The sequence below is a fragment of the Bacteroides salyersiae WAL 10018 = DSM 18765 = JCM 12988 genome (assembly GCF_000381365.1).
GTDB lineage: Bacteria > Bacteroidota > Bacteroidia > Bacteroidales > Bacteroidaceae > Bacteroides > Bacteroides salyersiae.
Map to the genome: position 1 here is coordinate 699,278 of NZ_KB905467.1, position 16,981 is coordinate 716,258.

The window sequence follows — 16,981 nt, forward strand, 5'->3', positions numbered from 1 at the left end:
TATCCGTTTATAATCAGATGATTGGCTCTTTTATTATTTCCATGATCGAAGATACTTTTTAAATATATAAGACTGTGTATTATCTAATCATCTTAGTTCTGCTCTTCCTTGCAGAACTTTTTTATTTCCGCATCGCTGATAAATGTAATATCATCGACAAGCCGAATGAACGTAGTTCTCACACCCGCATTACTTTGCGTGGTGGAGGGATCATCTTTTATTTTGGTGTATTGACTTATTTTCTGACGAGCCATTTTGAATATCCATGGTTCATGCTTGCCTTGACATTGATCACCTTTATCAGCTTTGTAGACGACATCCGTTCCACTTCACAAGTACTCCGACTGGTGTTTCATTTCTCCGCCATGGCTTTGATGTTTTATCAATGGGGGTTGTTTTCACTCCCCTGGTGGACGCTTTTTGTGGCATTGATCGTTTGTACGGGCATCATCAATGCCTACAATTTCATGGATGGCATCAATGGCATCACCGGCGGATATTCATTGGTTGTTCTCGTAGCCCTTGCTTATATCAATGAGGCGGTCGTTTCTTTCGTAGAACAGGATTTTATTCTGACGGTGCTTTGCAGTGTCGTTGTTTTCAACTTCTTCAATTTCCGGAAACGTGCCAAGTGTTTTGCCGGTGATGTCGGTTCTGTCTGCATTGCATTCGTTCTGCTGTTCTTTATCGGCAAGTTAGTTATCCGGACGGAGGATTTCAGTTGGATTATCCTGTTGGCCGTATACGGTGTGGATAGTGTACTGACGATAATCCATCGCCTGATGCTTCATGAGAATATCGGTTTGCCACACCGGAAGCATCTGTATCAGATTATGGCGAATGAACTGAAGATCCCTCATGTGGTGGTTTCATCCGTATACATGCTGGTACAGGCATTGGTGATAGTCGGATACTTCTATTTTTATTCGTATGGTTATTGGTATTTGTTGGCTACCGTACTTATATTGGGTACGCTATACGTGTTGTTTATGAAAAAGTATTTTCGACTACATCTCATGAATAAATAGGCTGAGAAATATATAAACCTTTTATCCGCTTATCTTTTTATATTCTAAGTTACCACAAAGCAACTTTCCCTAAATTCCCAATTTCTAATTTGGCACTTATTCCCATTGCTTTAAAAATTCTTGCTATGGTAGAAAATGTTAGATTCTTTCCACTCTCTATACGAGAAATTTGTGCTCTTTGTACACCGATTAAACTACCAAGTTCTTCTTGTGTCATATTCTTTGATAGCCTGGCCTGTTTGATCGCTTCACCAATGAAGTGAGAATGCACATCAGTTTGCAAATCAACTTCATATTTGTCTCGCTTAGGAGTACCTTTTTTCCCTATATATTTGTCCTCAATTTCTCCGAGGGTATAAAATTTGTTATCTTTCATATCACTATTTTTTAGAGTTGAAATATTCTTTTCTTATTTCTTGGGCTTTTGTTATTTCTTTTGATGGAGTCTTTTGAGTTTTTTTGATAAATCCGTGTGTTGCAATCACTAAAGTATCTATATTACTCGTCTTATCCCAAAAAGCTAACAAGCGGTATTGAGCATTATTATATCTTGTTCTAAATTTCCATATATTTGTATCATCCAGCTTTTTAAAGAGCTCGGGGTCTATAGTATATGTAGATTTACGGATGTTATAAATGATCTTCTCCCGAATTTTAGAATTTAGTCCCTCAAGGAAATCACTCGCTTCAGATGATAATATCACATTAAATTTAGCCTTGGTTTCCATTACTTTATTTTGATATAAAGATAAAGAAATAGTTCCATATGAAGAAACATTTTGAGGGAAAAAGCATTAGCACTCAAATCTGAAACTGAAACAAGTTTAGTATTATCTCAGTACAGTCGTTTTGTCGTGTTATAAACATCGAGGTAATCATTTCCTCAGTTGTATTACGCAGTTGTTTGCTACGGATTTAAAGCCAAATATTTTTTGATTAATGGTAAATCGCGTATAAGTTGGTTTGTGTTGTAGAAAAGAATCTGGTTTGATTTTGTATATTTGGATAAATGTGTTACTTTTGTTATCAAAGAAGATTTTTATGACAGCAAACGAATGTATAAATACGTTTTCTAATCATCTTTTTTGGGATGTACACAAAGAAGATATTGATATTGACAGGCATTCTAAATATATAATAAAAAGAGTGTTGGAATATGGTGTCTGGAATGATTGGATGGTATTACGTATTTATTATGGTTTACCTCGAATCGTAGAAGAAGTAAAAAAGATGAGAGATTTGGAACCCCGTGCTTTAGCTTATATTGCTTCCATTTCGAATACTCCTAAAGAAGAATTCAGATGTTACACTTATCAACACTCGATACCACAACACTGGAACTTCTAAGGAAGTTACAGAGTATCCCCGCATTATGTAAAACTCGCTTGGTGGGAGGCACTGCTTTAGCTTTGCAAATAGGACATCGGAAATCTATAGATTTAGATTTTTTTGGTAAAATAGAGGTGGAAAAGGATGAACTTGTAATAGCATTGGAACAAATAGGTGCTTTGACAGTATTGAAAGAATCTCCTCGTATTCATATTTATTTGTTGAACAATGTTAAGATTGATATTGTAGATTATCAATATTCATGGGTTGATGATGTAGTAGTAAAACAAGGAATTCGGATGGCGAGTTTAAAAGATATAGCAGCAATGAAAGTTACAGCTATTATTGGGAGGGGGACTAAAAAGGATTTTGTTGATATTGCTTTCTTATTGCGGTATTTCTCTATGAATGATATATTGGATTTTTACTCTCAAAAGTATCCGGATGGGTCTATTTTTATGGCAATGAAAAGTTTAGCATATTTTGATGATGCTGAAGAGGACATAATGCCGTATATGTTAACTGATATAACGTGGGAAAATATTAAGCAACAGATATTGTCTAATATTTTTTGATAATAATTAATAATATACTTTCGATAATAAAAACGTAAAGCGGTATGTCTATTTTCCGAAGACATGCCGCTTTACATTTTATAGCTCTCCTTTGACGAACTATGTCAGTTTTACCACTCCCGTAACTTGATCCAGTGCTCCGGGAACCAATTCGTATCCCATCGCATAAGGTTCCGGAATTTCCGGGTTGGTAAGTCCGAATTCACGGATTGATTTGAATCCGAAGCGGTGATAATACTCAGGATCGCCACAAAGGAACGCTGCTTTGTATCCCAACTCGCGTCCCCGTCTGAGACCTTCTTTCATTAATGCGGAACCCACACCGTGGTCTCTATATTCCAATAACACGGATAGGGGGGCCACTAATAAAGATTCAAATTTGTTCCCGTCTTCCTGTATCACGTACATCCGGGTGAGCAGAATATGGCCGATTAATTTTCCATTCAGTTCGGCTACTAATCCTAATTCGGGGATGTAGTTTTCACTGTTCCACAGATTTACGGTGAAGTCCTGTTCATCGCCGTCGGCTACTTTGGCAGTCTGAAAGGCGGTTTGTATTAAGTGGTATAACTCGTGCCGGTCTTGTTTGGTTTCTTGTCTGATAACTATAATTTCTTTCTTTTCCATTGTTTTTTTATTTAATTTCCACCAGATACTGTCTGCTGATTCTTTAAACTGCTTCATCTTGCTTTTCTGCAATACATATTGGGAAGCGATATTGTCTTTTTCGGTTTCCGCTATGACGGATTGTACCCCTGCAATGTCGAAAGCCCACTTACATAAGGCTTTCAGAGCTTCGGTCATATAACCGTGGTTCCGGTAGGAAGCATATATCCCGTAACCGACTTCGACGCTGCCTTCCGCATCGGGGAGGTTTTTGAAACAGGCGGAGCCGATGGCTTTGTTTTCTGATTTCAAGATGATCTGCCAGTTGGTCAGCAGGAGAAAGTTTTCGGGATGCTTGCCGGCAAGCTGATATTGACCGGTCATAGCCTGACGGGTATGCGGATCAAGTGTTTCGTTGGAAGGAGTCAGCCTTAAGGCGTCTTCCATAAAGTGTACTCCATTCAGAAGCAGGGCGAACTGCTCCGAATCGAGTGGTATGATTCTTAAACGTTTTGTTTCTATCATATGATTTCTGTTGATAAAATGTTGAGTAAATAGGAGATGATCTCATGATTTGTCTCCGTTAAAAAAAATAAGAATAGGATTCCTGTCCGGATAGAATATGCCGGATTTTACAAAGGGGGGGATAGCCAGATGAGTAGTGAGAACTACAGGCTATTTAGCACACCAATATATTGGAAGATGAAGGATTTGTTTTCAAAAAATGTTTTTTATTTCGTTGTCAAATATAGAACTTTAAATTTAAATATTGCGTCTTTAGCTGAAAATAAAGACGATAACTCCTGTTATCACTACATAGGCCAGTGCATAGGGGATGGCTGCTTTTAGGATTTCTCCCTCTTTTCCCTGCTGGTTGCTTGCCGAGGTAGCGATAGCGATGCTTTGGGGAGATATGATTTTACCTCCTGTCGCACCGACCGTATTGGCGGCCGACAACCAGTCCGGACTCACGTTGATGTGTCCGGCGACGCTGGCTTGCAGCTTTCCGAAAAGGATATTCGATGAGGTATCACTGCCGGTGATGAAAGTACCGAGACATCCGATGACGGGTGCAAAAAGCGGATAAAGGCTTCCGGTAGCAGTAGCCAGGGCAGTGGCGACTACGGCAATCATTCCTGCCGTATCCATGATGGTGGAAAGGCCGACAAGGCAGATGACCGTGATGAACGTTTTCTTCAATTGCTTCACCGTATGCCAAAGTACGGTGAACATCTCTTTGACTCCGGCACCTTGTATGAGCCCGCCAATAAACGTGCCTATGAAGAGAAGTACTCCTGCATGGGTGAGCCACGAGATGGTATAGTTTAGGGTCGAGTCCCCGACAGGCAGGCTGATGCGGGTGACCCAATTATTTTCGAGTGTATGGCGCAGGCCGGGAAACAGAGGACTGGTCAGTATGATCAACAAGAGGATGAGCAGGTAGATGCTCCAGGCGTTGAGAATATCTTTCGTCCGCAGAGGGTTCTTGCGGGCACGTTCTTCTTTCGGGGCGGTGAGCTTTCCGTAGATGACGATCACGATGATCGAAAGAATACTTCCGATAATGGCCGGTGATTCGGCACCCATGTAGCGTGCGGCCATGTACTGGCTGGTCAGGGAGACGCCTCCTACCAATAGTGCTAAGAATAAATTTTTCGGAAGTGATTTCAACTTCGGATCGGTGAGGAACAGCAAAACCAATGGGATGAGGAACATGAGTACGGATAGCTGTAATACGACATTGGTACTCAGGTTCTGCACATCGAGGCTGGTTTCTTTGGCCAATACGAGTACAGGGGTACCGATAGCACCGAACGCCGTAGCAACGCTGTTGGCTATCAGGCTCACCACTGCGGAGAACACGGGCTTGAATCCGAGACTGATCAGGATGGCGGCAGGGATAGCTACGGCTGTCCCGAAACCGGCCATTGCTTCCAACAATCCACCGAAGCCCCAAGTCAACAGTAACACTTGAATGCTCTTGTCTGTGGAGATGGAGGTGAATTGCTGCTTGATGATTTCCATCTTCCGGGTTTTCAATAATACGTTATAGCTGAAAATAGCCATCACGATGATAATCAGAATAGGAGAAACCGCTTTCAACGCTCCGTACAGGAAGGAGCAGGCGAGATCGTCTATTGCAAAATGAAAGCCGAAAAGGGCGATTAGCATGGTCACGACGAGAGAGATGACACTGCTTCTGTCGCCCGGCATCTTAAAAAAAGCCATCAATACAATAAGAAGCAGAACCGGAACAATAGCAAGAATCAGTGTCATAATCGTCAGTTTAAGTTATGTATGTATAACAAAACTAACAGGTGTTTTGACTGTCCGGCCGGTCGTTTTTTATGATTTTATTTCAAAAAGTACAGAAATATTTATATCAGAGGTATAAAAGGTATGAGAAGAGCCGGACCAGGTTTCATCATGAACCCTGTCCGGCTCTTTGCTGTATATATCTATATGAATAGAAGGGTTCTTCCTGCTATTTACCGGATGGCTTTTTGGAATCCAGTATTTTCTGCAATTGCTTTAAGTTTGCTTTTGCGGCATCATTGCCCATATGGGCAGCCTGTGTGAAGGCGGCGATGGATTGGTTGATGTTGCCGTTGAGGAAATCATACACTCCGCTGTTGTTGATGTATTCGGCTGTCTGCTTGTTGGCCTTTTCCATAAATTTCACGGCTGTTTTCAGATCCTTCTTGGTCAGTGCCACAGCGGCGGCGTTCAAGTTGGCTACTTCATCGTCGGGGTATATACGTACGGCAACATCGAATACGTTTACAAAATCGTCACTGCCTTTCGGATAGCTGTTGGCTACCTGGTACATTTCGTTCAGGCTCAGATACTTCGGATTGGTTTTGATGACAATACGGCCTTGTTCCACATCGAAGTTGACTACCGTATAATCTATCTTGCAGTTCACTTTGCGCAATCCCGGATAAATCTCTTTCAGCATAGTGCGATAAGGAGTTCCGCCGCCTACGTGCATGATCTCTTTTTTGCGGAGGGCATCATCACCGGTATTTTTGATGATGTGGATGAAGGTCTCTTTATCTTTCATGGAAGAGGTTTCCAAAGCCTTTATCAATCCGTCCCAGTTTTCACCTCCAAAAGATACCTTATAGAGATTGGCCGGTACTTTTTCATTTGCGGTGAGATAGGCTTTCAGCGCTTCGGCACGTTTTTGCGAAAGCTGTTCGTTGAATTTCAACGGGCCTTCGGGCGAAGCAAATCCTTCGATGCTGATGCCGGTGATGGTGAGGTTCCGGTCATTCTGAACCTTGCCGAACATAGAACGTATGTTCATCAGTTCTTGGTGATTATTCATAAAGTCGGTCAGTATCACCGATTTGCTTACAGGGAAGTCCAGATGGGCTTCGTACTGTTCGCTACGCTCTTTTACTATTTCTACCGGTGGTTGGATGTAAGCTACGATCGGTGACATGGCTGCCAGTCGTTTGGCTTCGGTAGACACGCTGTTGGTGATCAGTTCCTGGGCAATCATCTCTTCATTATTGCCGCAACCGCAAAGATTCTCGACAAGATTGAGCGAGGCATTCTCCATCCACGGCTGGTAGGGGATGACTTGGGTATAGTTCAGTACTTCTCTTTTATCGTAGGGGATGACGATGGCCGTAGGAGCTTCGCGTTCGATGGCTAAACCGCGAACGTAAGCTTTCTGACGGCGGCGGCCGTTAATGATGATGTCTTGCAGAGGGACATTGTGTTGTCCGTCTGTCAATAGCGGTGTAAGAGTCAGTGAGCGTTGGGGGCTGACGGCCAGATTCTTCATGTCGATCGTCATGTCTATGTATAGAGAATTGCCCTGTTGCCATAGCGATACGCCCGACAGGCTGATGGCGTCATTATAAAGTTTCTGGGCACTGGCAGGAAGCGCGATGACAAGGGCCAGCAGAATATAGATAACTTTTCTTTTCATTGTTATAATTGGTTTATGGGTTGGTTGTTTATTTGAAAGTATAAATGAAGCTAAGGCCTATTTTGGTAGGTCCGAAGTAGTCTTTGGTATTATGGTCGATCTTGCGGCCGTCGTCTCCCGGCTCGTATTTGTCATATTTGATGTGGGCATATCCCACTCCGATGGTAGCTTCCATGCTCCAACGTTTTTTCAATATCCACTGATAACCGTAGGAGATGCCGGCACCGTAGATTTTACCGTCATACCGGTCGTGTCCCAAACCGAACATATCCAGGTTGCTGATGTCTGCATCGGCATAGTGTCCGTGCAGGCCGAAGAAGCTGCCATTGAACCGTTCGCAGAGCCAGTAACGCAGTTCGGGCTGTACGAGCCAGTGTTTCAATTGCTTGTTATCCGAAAACTTCCAGGGGTTGTAGTTTCCCGAAATGTCGAGGGTTAATTTTTTAGCCAATCCTATTTCAAGTCCCAGATTCGGAGTACTTGTGGCCCAATAGAGGGCATTGGTTTTGATGGCAATTTTGGGTAGATAGGTCTGGGTTCTTTGCTTTTGGGCATTTACCCCTGTGGCAAAAGCGAGCAGAAACCCTACTGCTAAAATCAATTTCATTGTTCTCATTTCCGTTTTGGTATAGGTTTTATTATTTATTTCGGGTATCAACACTTACCGCTACGGATTTGTTTTCAGGAGGAGGATAATAATTTGTCAATGTGCCAATATGCCAATGTGCCAATTGGCTGCGCTGTAGGGTAAGGAATATGCTGCAAACCAATTGCTATATTCTCTCCTTTTATTGGTACATTACACCTTTTTTCAATTACTGCATTCTTCAATTATCACATTGATATATTAATACATTCTTCAATTAATACATTCTTTAATTGGCATATTGGCACATTGTCCAATTGGCACATTATTAATTGGCACATTATTTTTTTTGCACACAACAATGGTGACTGCCGTAACGATCAGCATGATTCCGATGGCGCTTGCTACGGTGAATGATTCTTTAAAGGCTACTATGCCGATGATGACTGCCGTCAGAGGTTCCATTGCCCCGAATATGGAGGTGAGGGTAGGGCCGATGTGCTTGATTGCCTTGACCAGTGTGATGTTTGAAATGGCTGTAGCCGGTAATGCTAATCCTAAGATGTATAACCAGGTAACACCTTCTGTTACCAGCCGGATGCCACTGGTGAAACAGCCGCAAATGATGAAGAGAAGCGCTCCTAATCCCATTACATAACAAGTCAGCACAGTCGATTCGATCTGTACTGCACGGCTTTTTCTTACTCCGATAATGTATCCGCCGTAAGAGAATACGGATATACAGGCGGATATGATACCGAGCGTAGTGTTACCGTTGCCATGACCGATGTTTCCCGATGAAAGGAGTATGGCGCCGACGATCGACATCGATATGGCGGTAATGATCCATGTCGATCTCTTTTCATGGAAAAAGAGGATCATGCTCATGGCCACGGCCAATGGGTACATGAAGTGAATGATGGAAGCTACTCCGCTGGCTATGTTTTGATAAGCGATCAAAAGGCTCAGGGAAGTAGCTGCCCGAAACAGACTTAATAGAAAGACGGTTCCGAAATCTTTTTTATTCAATCGGAAGTTACACCCGGACAGCCAGCCGAAAAGTATCAGTGTGAGAGATGCTATTCCCCAACGATAACTCAACACCTCGAAGGAAGAGAAACCGATGTTGAGAAGCATCACGGAAAAGAAAGGCGCCAGTCCGAACGTGGAAGAGGAGACTGCCGCGTACAGGATACCTTTTGTTTTGTTTATTGATTGAAACTGCATGATCTTATATAACTGTAAAAACGTTGCAAAAGTATAAGTTTTGACAGGGATACGGATGATGTTTTCGCTCTTTTTTGCTTTCTCCGGTGAGGTATTCCTATATATTCATTAAATCATTTAAAGATTCGCTCATACTGGGATGTGTGAAGATAAAATCCCGTAAGAACGTATATTCTTGTCCGGTTTTCATAGCGAAAGTTACCAGATTGATTATTTCGCTCGATTCGGGGCCGAACAAGGTACATCCTAAAATCCGGTTGGTATCCGTATCTATGATTACTTTGAACAGGCCATCGGTCTCTCCCAATGTTTTTGCACGGGGGATGGCCGTTACGGGCAGTTTGTTTACTTTAAAATTCCGGCCGGCTTTCCGGGCTTCTTCTTCACTCATGCCGATGCGTGATAGCGGCGGGTCGATAAATACGGAATAGCTCACCGGATCACGATCATTCAGGGTGCGCTGCTGCTTTCCGAACAAATCTTCGCGAATGATACGGTAGTCGTCCAAAGAGATATAGGTGAATTGTAAACCGCCTTTCACGTCACCGATGGCACGGATTTGAGGGTTCGTTGTTTTCAGGAACTCGTCTACTATAATTGCTCCGCGTTCGTTGACCTCTACGCCAGCCGCTTCCAGACGAAGCTCCCGGGTGTTGGGGCGACGTCCGGTTGCCAATAAAATGGCATCTGCGTCCAGTACGTGAGTTTCTCCGTTTTCCGCATTCCGGTAAACGACCGTATTACCTTTTATCTCCTGTACTTTTGCATTCAGGATGAATGATATGCCTTTCTTTTCCAAGGTCTCTTTTACGCTGTCGGCTATATCCCTGTCCTCTCGTGAGATGAACTGCGGATAGCTTTCCAGTACGGTTACTTTGGCGCCGAACGAAGCATACATCGATGCAAATTCCAGGCCGATATAACCGCCGCCCACAATTACCAGTCTTTCGGGAAGCTCTTTCATTTCCATAATAGAAGTACTGGTGTATACCGAGGGATTGTCTTTGATCCCTTCGATTGGCGGAATCACTGTCTCCGATCCGGTGTTGATAAAAATTTGCGGAGCTTTGATCCGGAGAACCTCACTGCCGGTTGTTATTTTTACCACCTCTTTGTCTTCAAAGGAACCGGTTCCCGTATATACCGTGATATAAGGGTTATCAGCCAGATTATGATAGTTTTTCTTCCGTAACATCGAAGTAACTTCCTCCTTCCGGGCAATTGCCTGCCGGTAATATTCTCTTTTTTCTTTGAAAGAACTACCGGCAGGAGTCAGTTTGGACAGATGAACCAGTGTCTTGGTCGGAATGCAGCCGATGTTGATACACGTACCTCCGTACATCTTGTCCGAACGTTCGATTACTGCGACTTTCTGTTCGCGTTTTGCCAACTCTGCTGCTAAGGTTTTCCCCCCTTTGCCAAAACCTATGATAATTGCATCAAACTGTTTCATGACTTTGTTTTTTTTAATTATGCTGAAAAGCTATTTTTTTAATTGTGCCAAGACCTTTTTTGCCGAATCGGACAGTACTACGATGGCTCCTGCCAGTATGGCCGTGTCTTTGATAACCAGTCTTCCCGCTCCGGTCAACAGGGGAAAACCATGTTCTCCGCTACCCAAGTCCGGCACCCAGACTTCCGGTGTGGTGACCAGAAACGAAAGTGTCCCTAATGTCATGATGATAGCCAATCCTGCACCTGCCAGTCCTATTTTGGAAGAGAATATCCCTAAAAATGTCAGTATGCCGATACCCATAATTAAAATTCCCAACCCGCGTGAAAAGCCATACGTGTTGTTTTCCTCGTGCCATTTGTGTTTCGCTTCATTGAATTCCCCCTCTTTCAGTTTGTACTCTTTGTACTCGGGAGCACTCTTTGTATAGAAGAAACTCATGAAAGGGCTGTTCGCAACAAACGGAACAATGCCTTCGGCTTCATAGTTCCAGAATTTCAGACCACCGATCCAAACGAATATCACTAATATAGCTACACGGATCAGGTTGATACCTAATTTTTGTGTAGATGCCGCTACATTCAGAAATGCAATAAACAACGAATTCAATCTTGTCCTCATCTTAATCTTTTTTATGGGTTAAATTTTATGTTGCAAAGATCGGCTGTTTTTCCGTAGCCGGAAATGGCAATTTTGCAGAATAAATTGGCAATTATTCCTTTTCCTGTTTTTTTATCACAAAGGCCGGGAACAGTACGGGTGGGCGACAAGGTGGAAAGGCAGAAATAATACCTAAAAATGGGGATGGATAAAACGGATTTTTTATCTGAACTTTGCGGCCTTAAATAAAATAAGGTGAAATGAAGCGATTATTTCTATTGTGTGTCGTTGCGATGTGTGTGGTATTTTCTTTTCGGGCACAAGGGCAGGAGACGATTTCCATAGGAGAACGTCATACTCTGTTTTCCCGGCTATTGAACGAGGAGAGAGCCTACTGGGTTTATCAACCCGAGAAGCGCCCCGGAGAGACGGAACGGAATTACCCGGTTCTTTATCTGTTGGATGGCGATTCTTTCTTTCATACGGTGGTAGGGTTCACCCGTTTCTTTTCTTCTTCCAGAGTCTCTTCGCTGCCTCCTTGCGTCGTAGTGGCTGTTTTGAATACAGACCGTACGAGAGATTTGACACCGACCCCTTCGGCTGCCCGTCGCGACGGAACTGTCCATTCCGGTGATGAACCGAAAGGAGGGGGTGCAGAACAATTCTATCGTTTTCTGGTAGAAGAGTTACGTCCGGCTATCGAAAAAGAATTTCCGGTCGGTGGGCAGAATATGTTGGTAGGCCACTCGTTTGCAGGATTATTTGCTTTGCATGTTTTGTGGAATCATCCGGAATCGTTCGATACTTATATGGCACTCGATCCCAGCTTGTGGTGGGATCAGGGAGCTTTTCTGAAACAGGCCGGTACGCGGGGTGATAAAACGGTTTTTGATGGAAAACAGTTGTATGTTGCTTTTGCCACCCGTCCTCGTACCGAGAGGAATCTGATACATTTTCCGTTGACTGACACCTTTCTGGATACGGTAATTCCGGAGATGGAACGTTGCAACTTGCGTGTTGTTTCAAAGAAATTTCCGGAAGAGACACACGGTACGATTGCTCTTCCGGCAATTTACGACGGTTTGAAATGCTTGTTTGCCCGATGATATTTTTTCTTTTCAATGTGGCAAAATGACAAAGTGATATTCTTGTATCCTCAGAATCCCTTCATTAGGGAGAAGGTTGGGGTAACTGTATAAAATCTCCTTTATTTCCGGTTAGGCTTATTCGGATTGTATCATTTATTGCTGATTGTGTGACAAATGTCTCTTTATTTGAATGTTTAGTGCGTAAATTGTTTCTGAAGAATGTGTTTAGTACGCTTTGGGATATTTGAAGTCAGTGTATCTCCGGTCATCAGTTAGCGCTCCAAAATGTGTTTTAGGGCGGAATTGATTTTTCTCGTAGAGTCTTTCAGTGTTTCTCGTAGAGTTTTACTCCGTTCCTCGTAGAGGAACGGAGTCTATCATGCCGGGATAATGAGCCTGACATGCCGAGATAAATCACATATTTATCCATATATGACAGAAATATACAGAAAATATCTCATGTAAATTACTTTATTATGCAACCTATTCTCTATTTTTAATTGTTTTCAGGACTGCTGTGTTAGCGAAAGCGATGATATTGTAGCAAATGGATGCAATAAACGGCATTTGGCTAACTTGCTATTTGCTGTTCGCATACTCGTCCCAAGTTCTGTGTGCAATGGCACCACCGTCACCTTCACGTACGGGCTGTCCCTGTGCGTTATATCCAAGAACCGGTTTGCTTGATTTACCGCTGCTGTTGTCCATCGCCTTTACGAAACTGCTGTCTTTGACAAGTGCCATGATAGCAAATGCGACCACTGTCGGCAGTATGAAATAAATCAACCAGCTTGTTGCAAAAATAAGTGCAATGATCAGGAATCCGATCGACCATATCCCGGGAAAATAGATGATGAGCCACCATGTTTTGAATTTCTTTATCATTTCCCACAGCATTCCTATTGTAGAGGCGATCCAGAGGAGTATCATTAATGGCAGAAGTTTTAGCATGAACGGATATTCCGAGAAATGGGCGAAAAAGTCCGGATTGAATTTCAATGAGCTGACAAGATCCTCGTTGTAGTCTACGTAAAAGATGAATAGTCCTACAAGGGCCGAAACAATCAGATAAATAGCCTTGAAGTAGATTTTATCTCTTTGATAGAAACAGACGTTCTTGCGGATTTTGCTTACAACAAGCCAGTATATGAGTTTCCACAACAGAAAAACAAGAAAGAATGCGCCACCGAAAATAAAAAGTAATGCTAAAACATCTTGCGGTTGATAAAAAACGATGGCCCAGTTATGCTGTAAAGGATTAAACATACCGGCATCGCACCAGCCTTCTCCCACCGTTTTACCGTTTTTTATGGCCTTCACTATTACAGCATGCGAATAATCCGTCTTTTGCATAAATTTCTCACGCGAGAGACTTTTGTCATATCCGCCGACAATCTGTAAGGTGTCTCCCCTGAATATCTGGCAAACCTTGTTCGTGACGTTAAGATCCTGGTCTCTTTTCACTTCGGCTGACGTAGTCAGATAAATGGGAATAGCCGAATCATTGATTTCATTAAGTTCGTCTTTTGTAGATTTCTTCACGGTAACAAAGTCACCGGGCCTGACTCCTTGATAATAGTACAACATGGCCGAATCTTTGGCAGCCCCCTCGGGCATCGCTTCGATCTTTGTAATGTCAATTCCCCTTTGGCAGGAACATAAAACAGAAATTCCGAGAAAGAATAGAATGACGGCTTTTGCGGTTTGTTTCCGTCGAGTGCTGGATGGTTGTTTCATGGGCGATTAAGATTAATTTGTTGAACAGATGAATATTATTGTGTATATGTAACATAATCACAGAAAGCATCTTCTGATACTTTCATCTTTGGTTAACTCAAAAGGTTTAGTTTAAGTCTCCGGCACAACTATACGTGCATAAAAAGGATCGCATGCCTGTCCTTCATTCAACAAATATATGATTTTTTTAGTAAACTGCCTCAATAACCGTTTAAAAACTTCATTTCCATCCATTCCCGGCTCTCTTTATACCACTTGCAGGCGATACTCATTCGGAGTAATTCCGATAACTTTCTTGAATATCCTGCTCAAATGGTGTGGATATTTAAAGCCTAACTCATAAGCTATTTCGCTGATTGTCTTATTGCTTTCGGCCAACAATTCTTTTACTCTTTCCATGATGGCCAACTGAATATATTCTTGTGCCGATTTTCCGGTTTCCCTTTTCACCAGATCTCCGAAATAGTTCGGAGAAAGATGCATCTGTTCGGCACAATACTGTACGGATGGCAATCCTATGGTAGACGTCTTTTCCGAATCGAAATACTGTTGAAGTATTCGTTCGAAATTGGTAAGCAAGTCGCGATTGACCACTTCGCGGGTCACGAACTGGCGTTCGTAAAAGCGCACGCAATGATTGAGCAAAGTTTCTATGTTGGAAGTGATAATCTGCTTGGTATGCTTGTCGATGGTGTGCTCCAACTCTTCGCGTATCTCGTGAAAACAATTCAGGATGATCCGGCGTTCGCGGTCCGACATGTGGAGGGCTTCGTTAGATTCATAAGAGAAAAAAGTATAGTCTTTCATCCTGCGGGCGAGGGGAGTTCCGTATAGCAAGTCCGCGTGGAACATCAGCACGATGCCTTTGGGATTCACGGTTTCTCCGTCATCATTGATGCCGGCTATTTGCCCCGGAGAGATAAAAACCAGTGTACCGTCTTCATAATCGTATTTATTACGGCCATACTGAAGTGTTCCGCAAGCAAGTTCTTTGTAGAATACACAATAAAAACCGAAGTTCTTCCGGCAATGTCTGATCGATTTTAGGGTAGAAAGATCCGTTACACTGACTAAAGGATGCAGGGTTTTTGTTCCCAATAAATTGTTATAGTCTTGAATGGTTTCCAGTTTTATTATATTCTCCATATCGGTATCTGTTTATTTCATCATTCGGCATCTGTTTACTCCACTGGCATCTGTTTACTCCACTACAAAAATAAGTGTTTTATTTCGGATATTCATATTATGAGCATCATAATCCGTAATTCGTGTTAGCTATTCTGTAATCCATGTTAGGATGCTGATTAGCAGTGATTAATTCGAATGACATATTGTTTTTTGCAGAATCTGTAATTCGGGTATGAATACCGGGGATTTGTCTACAAAGCATGTGGCAGATACCATCTATATTTGCATCAAAATAAGAAATGAAATGAAAAAGTTATTATTGATTCCCATGATGCTGCTGACCGTCCTGTCGATGGCAGCATGCGAGGGCTCCGACGACGAGCCGTTTACACCCGGACAATCCGAAACTCCCGATGTATCTTCATTGGCTGTAAACATTACGGTCGGTGACCGCACGGTCACCGCAACGATGGAAGATAATGCTGCTGCACGGGATTTCCTCTCGCGTCTGCCGTTTGAAGTGACATTGAACGATTACAACAATGTAACGGAGAAAATTTTCTATCCCTCTCCGGCTCTGACGACCGGGGGCGTTACACGCGGTTGTACTCCTGTGCCCGGCGATATTACCATCTATGTGCCGTGGGGTAATGTCGCTATTTTTTGCAAAAGCTGGTCGCACAGCAACGATTTGATTAAAATAGGTCGTATCGACGGTAGCGGTATCGGGGTTTTGGGTGTGGCCGGAGATGTACCCGTAAAATTTGAAAGGAGATAAGAGATGACTACGAACGAATTCAAGGAATATGTAAAGACCCGCAAGGCACTCGATACGGAGGAGATACACCGCTTTATGGACGATATGAGTAACGAATCGAGACGTATCACTTTCCGGCTGAATACGGCATACCATACACCGGATGAAGTACGAGGATTGCTCTCCGAGTTATTCGGTTATCGAGTGCCGTCATCGCTGCGGGTATTTCCACCGTTCTATGCCGATTTCGGTAAGAATATCACTGTCGGTGAAGGTGTATTCATTAATGCCTGCTGTCATTTTCAAGATCATGGCGGTGTGACGATCGGTGACGGATGTCAGATCGGGCATAATGTAGTATTTGCCACGTTAAATCATGGTTTGGCTCCGGAAGAGCGTCAAACGACCTATCCTGCACCTATCATCCTCGGCAGAAATGTATGGGTAGGCTCTAACGCCACAATTCTTCAGGGGGTAACCATTGGAGATAATGCCGTCATCGGCGCCGGAGCAGTCGTGACAAAAGATGTGGAGGCAAATACGATAGTAGGCGGTGTTCCTGCAAGATTTATCAAGTCTATAATTGTAAAATGAGCATGAGAGTACTATCACATATGGCATTCGGAAGCCTGTCCGGCCGATGCTGATAACATGGCTTGCTTCTGTACAGAGAAACGATTCGCAAAGGCAGGGAGGTTGCTGAAAAACTTAAAGGGGGGGCAATGATGTCAAGGGAGACTGTTTGTGGTTGGCATGGATGAGCGGTGTTCAGAGTATCCCGTTCGATGCTCCATTGGGATAAGACATAAAAAGCAGGTTAATTTGATAGGCCTGATAAGGAAAGTGAAAATAAAAGTTTGAATGGTTTTTACTCTTAAAAATACTTTCTATCTTTGCGGCCGCTATGGTGAAGTATATCTTCTA

The 16,981-nt window shown here is 42.9% G+C and carries 17 protein-coding genes; 6 read left to right on the top strand and 11 right to left on the bottom strand.

The genetic code is table 11. From position 1 onward, the window contains the following. Window positions 1–74: 74 nt before the first annotated feature. Window positions 75–1,028, top strand: a complete 954-nt coding sequence (locus HMPREF1532_RS14135) for an MraY family glycosyltransferase (RefSeq protein ID WP_005930814.1) — start codon at window positions 75–77, stop codon at window positions 1,026–1,028. Between the two features lie 49 nt (window positions 1,029–1,077). On the opposite strand, the gene HMPREF1532_RS14140 is transcribed toward HMPREF1532_RS14135, so the two are convergent. Together HMPREF1532_RS14140 and HMPREF1532_RS14145 are read right to left on the bottom strand one after the other, a co-directional pair. Beyond that, complete coding sequence (locus HMPREF1532_RS14140; RefSeq protein ID WP_005930816.1) at window positions 1,078–1,404, bottom strand: helix-turn-helix domain-containing protein; 327 nt, start codon at window positions 1,402–1,404, stop codon at window positions 1,078–1,080. Window positions 1,405–1,408: 4 nt separating this feature from the next. Next, window positions 1,409–1,756, bottom strand: a complete 348-nt coding sequence (locus HMPREF1532_RS14145) for a type II toxin-antitoxin system RelE/ParE family toxin (RefSeq protein ID WP_005930817.1) — start codon at window positions 1,754–1,756, stop codon at window positions 1,409–1,411. 313 nt (window positions 1,757–2,069) lie between these two features. Between HMPREF1532_RS14145 and HMPREF1532_RS14150 the strand changes: the two genes are divergently transcribed. Then, on the top strand, window positions 2,070–2,375 hold the full coding sequence (locus HMPREF1532_RS14150) for a DUF6922 domain-containing protein (protein ID WP_005930820.1): 306 nt from the start codon (window positions 2,070–2,072) through the stop codon (window positions 2,373–2,375). Beyond that, complete coding sequence (locus HMPREF1532_RS14155; protein ID WP_005930823.1) at window positions 2,330–2,932, top strand: nucleotidyl transferase AbiEii/AbiGii toxin family protein; 603 nt, start codon at window positions 2,330–2,332, stop codon at window positions 2,930–2,932. Before HMPREF1532_RS14150 ends, HMPREF1532_RS14155 begins: the two co-directional genes overlap by 46 nt. A 99-nt stretch (window positions 2,933–3,031) precedes the next feature. Here HMPREF1532_RS14155 and HMPREF1532_RS14160 read toward each other — a convergent pair whose 3' ends face one another. From HMPREF1532_RS14160 to HMPREF1532_RS14190, 7 genes are all read right to left on the bottom strand, one after another. Then, the gene (locus HMPREF1532_RS14160; protein WP_005930826.1) at window positions 3,032–4,063 is read right to left on the bottom strand and encodes a GNAT family N-acetyltransferase; all 1,032 of its coding nucleotides are present in this window, start codon (window positions 4,061–4,063) and stop codon (window positions 3,032–3,034) included. Between the two features lie 252 nt (window positions 4,064–4,315). After that, on the bottom strand, window positions 4,316–5,815 hold the full coding sequence (locus HMPREF1532_RS14165) for an L-lactate permease (protein WP_005930829.1): 1,500 nt from the start codon (window positions 5,813–5,815) through the stop codon (window positions 4,316–4,318). 208 nt (window positions 5,816–6,023) lie between these two features. Further along, window positions 6,024–7,481, bottom strand: coding sequence for a DUF3868 domain-containing protein (locus HMPREF1532_RS14170; protein ID WP_005930832.1), 1,458 nt, complete (start codon window positions 7,479–7,481; stop codon window positions 6,024–6,026). A gap of 28 nt (window positions 7,482–7,509) precedes the next feature. Beyond that, on the bottom strand, window positions 7,510–8,097 hold the full coding sequence (locus tag HMPREF1532_RS14175) for a DUF3575 domain-containing protein (protein ID WP_005930834.1): 588 nt from the start codon (window positions 8,095–8,097) through the stop codon (window positions 7,510–7,512). Between the two features lie 243 nt (window positions 8,098–8,340). Continuing rightward, on the bottom strand, window positions 8,341–9,279 hold the full coding sequence (locus HMPREF1532_RS14180) for a DMT family transporter (protein ID WP_244266440.1): 939 nt from the start codon (window positions 9,277–9,279) through the stop codon (window positions 8,341–8,343). A gap of 112 nt (window positions 9,280–9,391) precedes the next feature. Beyond that, window positions 9,392–10,747 (bottom strand): FAD-dependent oxidoreductase, encoded by a 1,356-nt coding sequence (locus tag HMPREF1532_RS14185; RefSeq protein ID WP_005930839.1) that lies wholly within the window; start codon window positions 10,745–10,747, stop codon window positions 9,392–9,394. Between the two features lie 30 nt (window positions 10,748–10,777). Beyond that, the gene (locus HMPREF1532_RS14190; protein ID WP_005930842.1) at window positions 10,778–11,368 is read right to left on the bottom strand and encodes a DUF417 family protein; all 591 of its coding nucleotides are present in this window, start codon (window positions 11,366–11,368) and stop codon (window positions 10,778–10,780) included. Between the two features lie 239 nt (window positions 11,369–11,607). On the opposite strand from HMPREF1532_RS14190, the gene HMPREF1532_RS14195 reads away from it, so the two are divergent. Next, window positions 11,608–12,453 (top strand): alpha/beta hydrolase, encoded by an 846-nt coding sequence (locus tag HMPREF1532_RS14195; RefSeq protein WP_005930845.1) that lies wholly within the window; start codon window positions 11,608–11,610, stop codon window positions 12,451–12,453. 561 nt (window positions 12,454–13,014) lie between these two features. On the opposite strand, the gene HMPREF1532_RS14200 is transcribed toward HMPREF1532_RS14195, so the two are convergent. Then, the gene (locus HMPREF1532_RS14200) at window positions 13,015–14,172 is read right to left on the bottom strand and encodes a hypothetical protein (RefSeq protein WP_005930848.1); all 1,158 of its coding nucleotides are present in this window, start codon (window positions 14,170–14,172) and stop codon (window positions 13,015–13,017) included. A gap of 246 nt (window positions 14,173–14,418) precedes the next feature. Beyond that, window positions 14,419–15,318 (bottom strand): helix-turn-helix domain-containing protein, encoded by a 900-nt coding sequence (locus HMPREF1532_RS14205; protein WP_005930851.1) that lies wholly within the window; start codon window positions 15,316–15,318, stop codon window positions 14,419–14,421. Window positions 15,319–15,604: 286 nt separating this feature from the next. On the opposite strand from HMPREF1532_RS14205, the gene HMPREF1532_RS14210 reads away from it, so the two are divergent. Together HMPREF1532_RS14210 and HMPREF1532_RS14215 are read left to right on the top strand one after the other, a co-directional pair. Next, a complete protein-coding gene (locus HMPREF1532_RS14210) occupies window positions 15,605–16,078 on the top strand; it encodes a cyclophilin-like fold protein (RefSeq protein WP_044097547.1) in 474 nt (157 codons plus the stop codon). 3 nt (window positions 16,079–16,081) lie between these two features. Beyond that, window positions 16,082–16,651 (top strand): sugar O-acetyltransferase, encoded by a 570-nt coding sequence (locus tag HMPREF1532_RS14215; protein ID WP_005930857.1) that lies wholly within the window; start codon window positions 16,082–16,084, stop codon window positions 16,649–16,651. The last annotated feature ends 330 nt before the right edge of the window (window positions 16,652–16,981 follow it).

What these genes read in the sequence shown, in the direction of transcription:
- HMPREF1532_RS14140 (WP_005930816.1), bottom strand. Translation starts at nt 1,404, where the DNA reads ATGAAAGATAACAAATTTTATACCCTCGGAGAAATTGAGGACAAATAT.
- HMPREF1532_RS14145 (WP_005930817.1), bottom strand. Translation starts at nt 1,756, where the DNA reads ATGGAAACCAAGGCTAAATTTAATGTGATATTATCATCTGAAGCGAGT.
- HMPREF1532_RS14150 (WP_005930820.1), top strand. Translation starts at nt 2,070, where the DNA reads ATGACAGCAAACGAATGTATAAATACGTTTTCTAATCATCTTTTTTGG.
- HMPREF1532_RS14155 (WP_005930823.1), top strand. Translation starts at nt 2,330, where the DNA reads ATGTTACACTTATCAACACTCGATACCACAACACTGGAACTTCTAAGG.
- HMPREF1532_RS14160 (WP_005930826.1), bottom strand. Translation starts at nt 4,063, where the DNA reads ATGATAGAAACAAAACGTTTAAGAATCATACCACTCGATTCGGAGCAG.
- HMPREF1532_RS14165 (WP_005930829.1), bottom strand. Translation starts at nt 5,815, where the DNA reads ATGACACTGATTCTTGCTATTGTTCCGGTTCTGCTTCTTATTGTATTG.
- HMPREF1532_RS14170 (WP_005930832.1), bottom strand. Translation starts at nt 7,481, where the DNA reads ATGAAAAGAAAAGTTATCTATATTCTGCTGGCCCTTGTCATCGCGCTT.
- HMPREF1532_RS14175 (WP_005930834.1), bottom strand. Translation starts at nt 8,097, where the DNA reads ATGAGAACAATGAAATTGATTTTAGCAGTAGGGTTTCTGCTCGCTTTT.
- HMPREF1532_RS14185 (WP_005930839.1), bottom strand. Translation starts at nt 10,747, where the DNA reads ATGAAACAGTTTGATGCAATTATCATAGGTTTTGGCAAAGGGGGGAAA.
- HMPREF1532_RS14190 (WP_005930842.1), bottom strand. Translation starts at nt 11,368, where the DNA reads ATGAGGACAAGATTGAATTCGTTGTTTATTGCATTTCTGAATGTAGCG.
- HMPREF1532_RS14195 (WP_005930845.1), top strand. Translation starts at nt 11,608, where the DNA reads ATGAAGCGATTATTTCTATTGTGTGTCGTTGCGATGTGTGTGGTATTT.
- HMPREF1532_RS14200 (WP_005930848.1), bottom strand. Translation starts at nt 14,172, where the DNA reads ATGAAACAACCATCCAGCACTCGACGGAAACAAACCGCAAAAGCCGTC.
- HMPREF1532_RS14205 (WP_005930851.1), bottom strand. Translation starts at nt 15,318, where the DNA reads ATGGAGAATATAATAAAACTGGAAACCATTCAAGACTATAACAATTTA.
- HMPREF1532_RS14210 (WP_044097547.1), top strand. Translation starts at nt 15,605, where the DNA reads ATGAAAAAGTTATTATTGATTCCCATGATGCTGCTGACCGTCCTGTCG.
- HMPREF1532_RS14215 (WP_005930857.1), top strand. Translation starts at nt 16,082, where the DNA reads ATGACTACGAACGAATTCAAGGAATATGTAAAGACCCGCAAGGCACTC.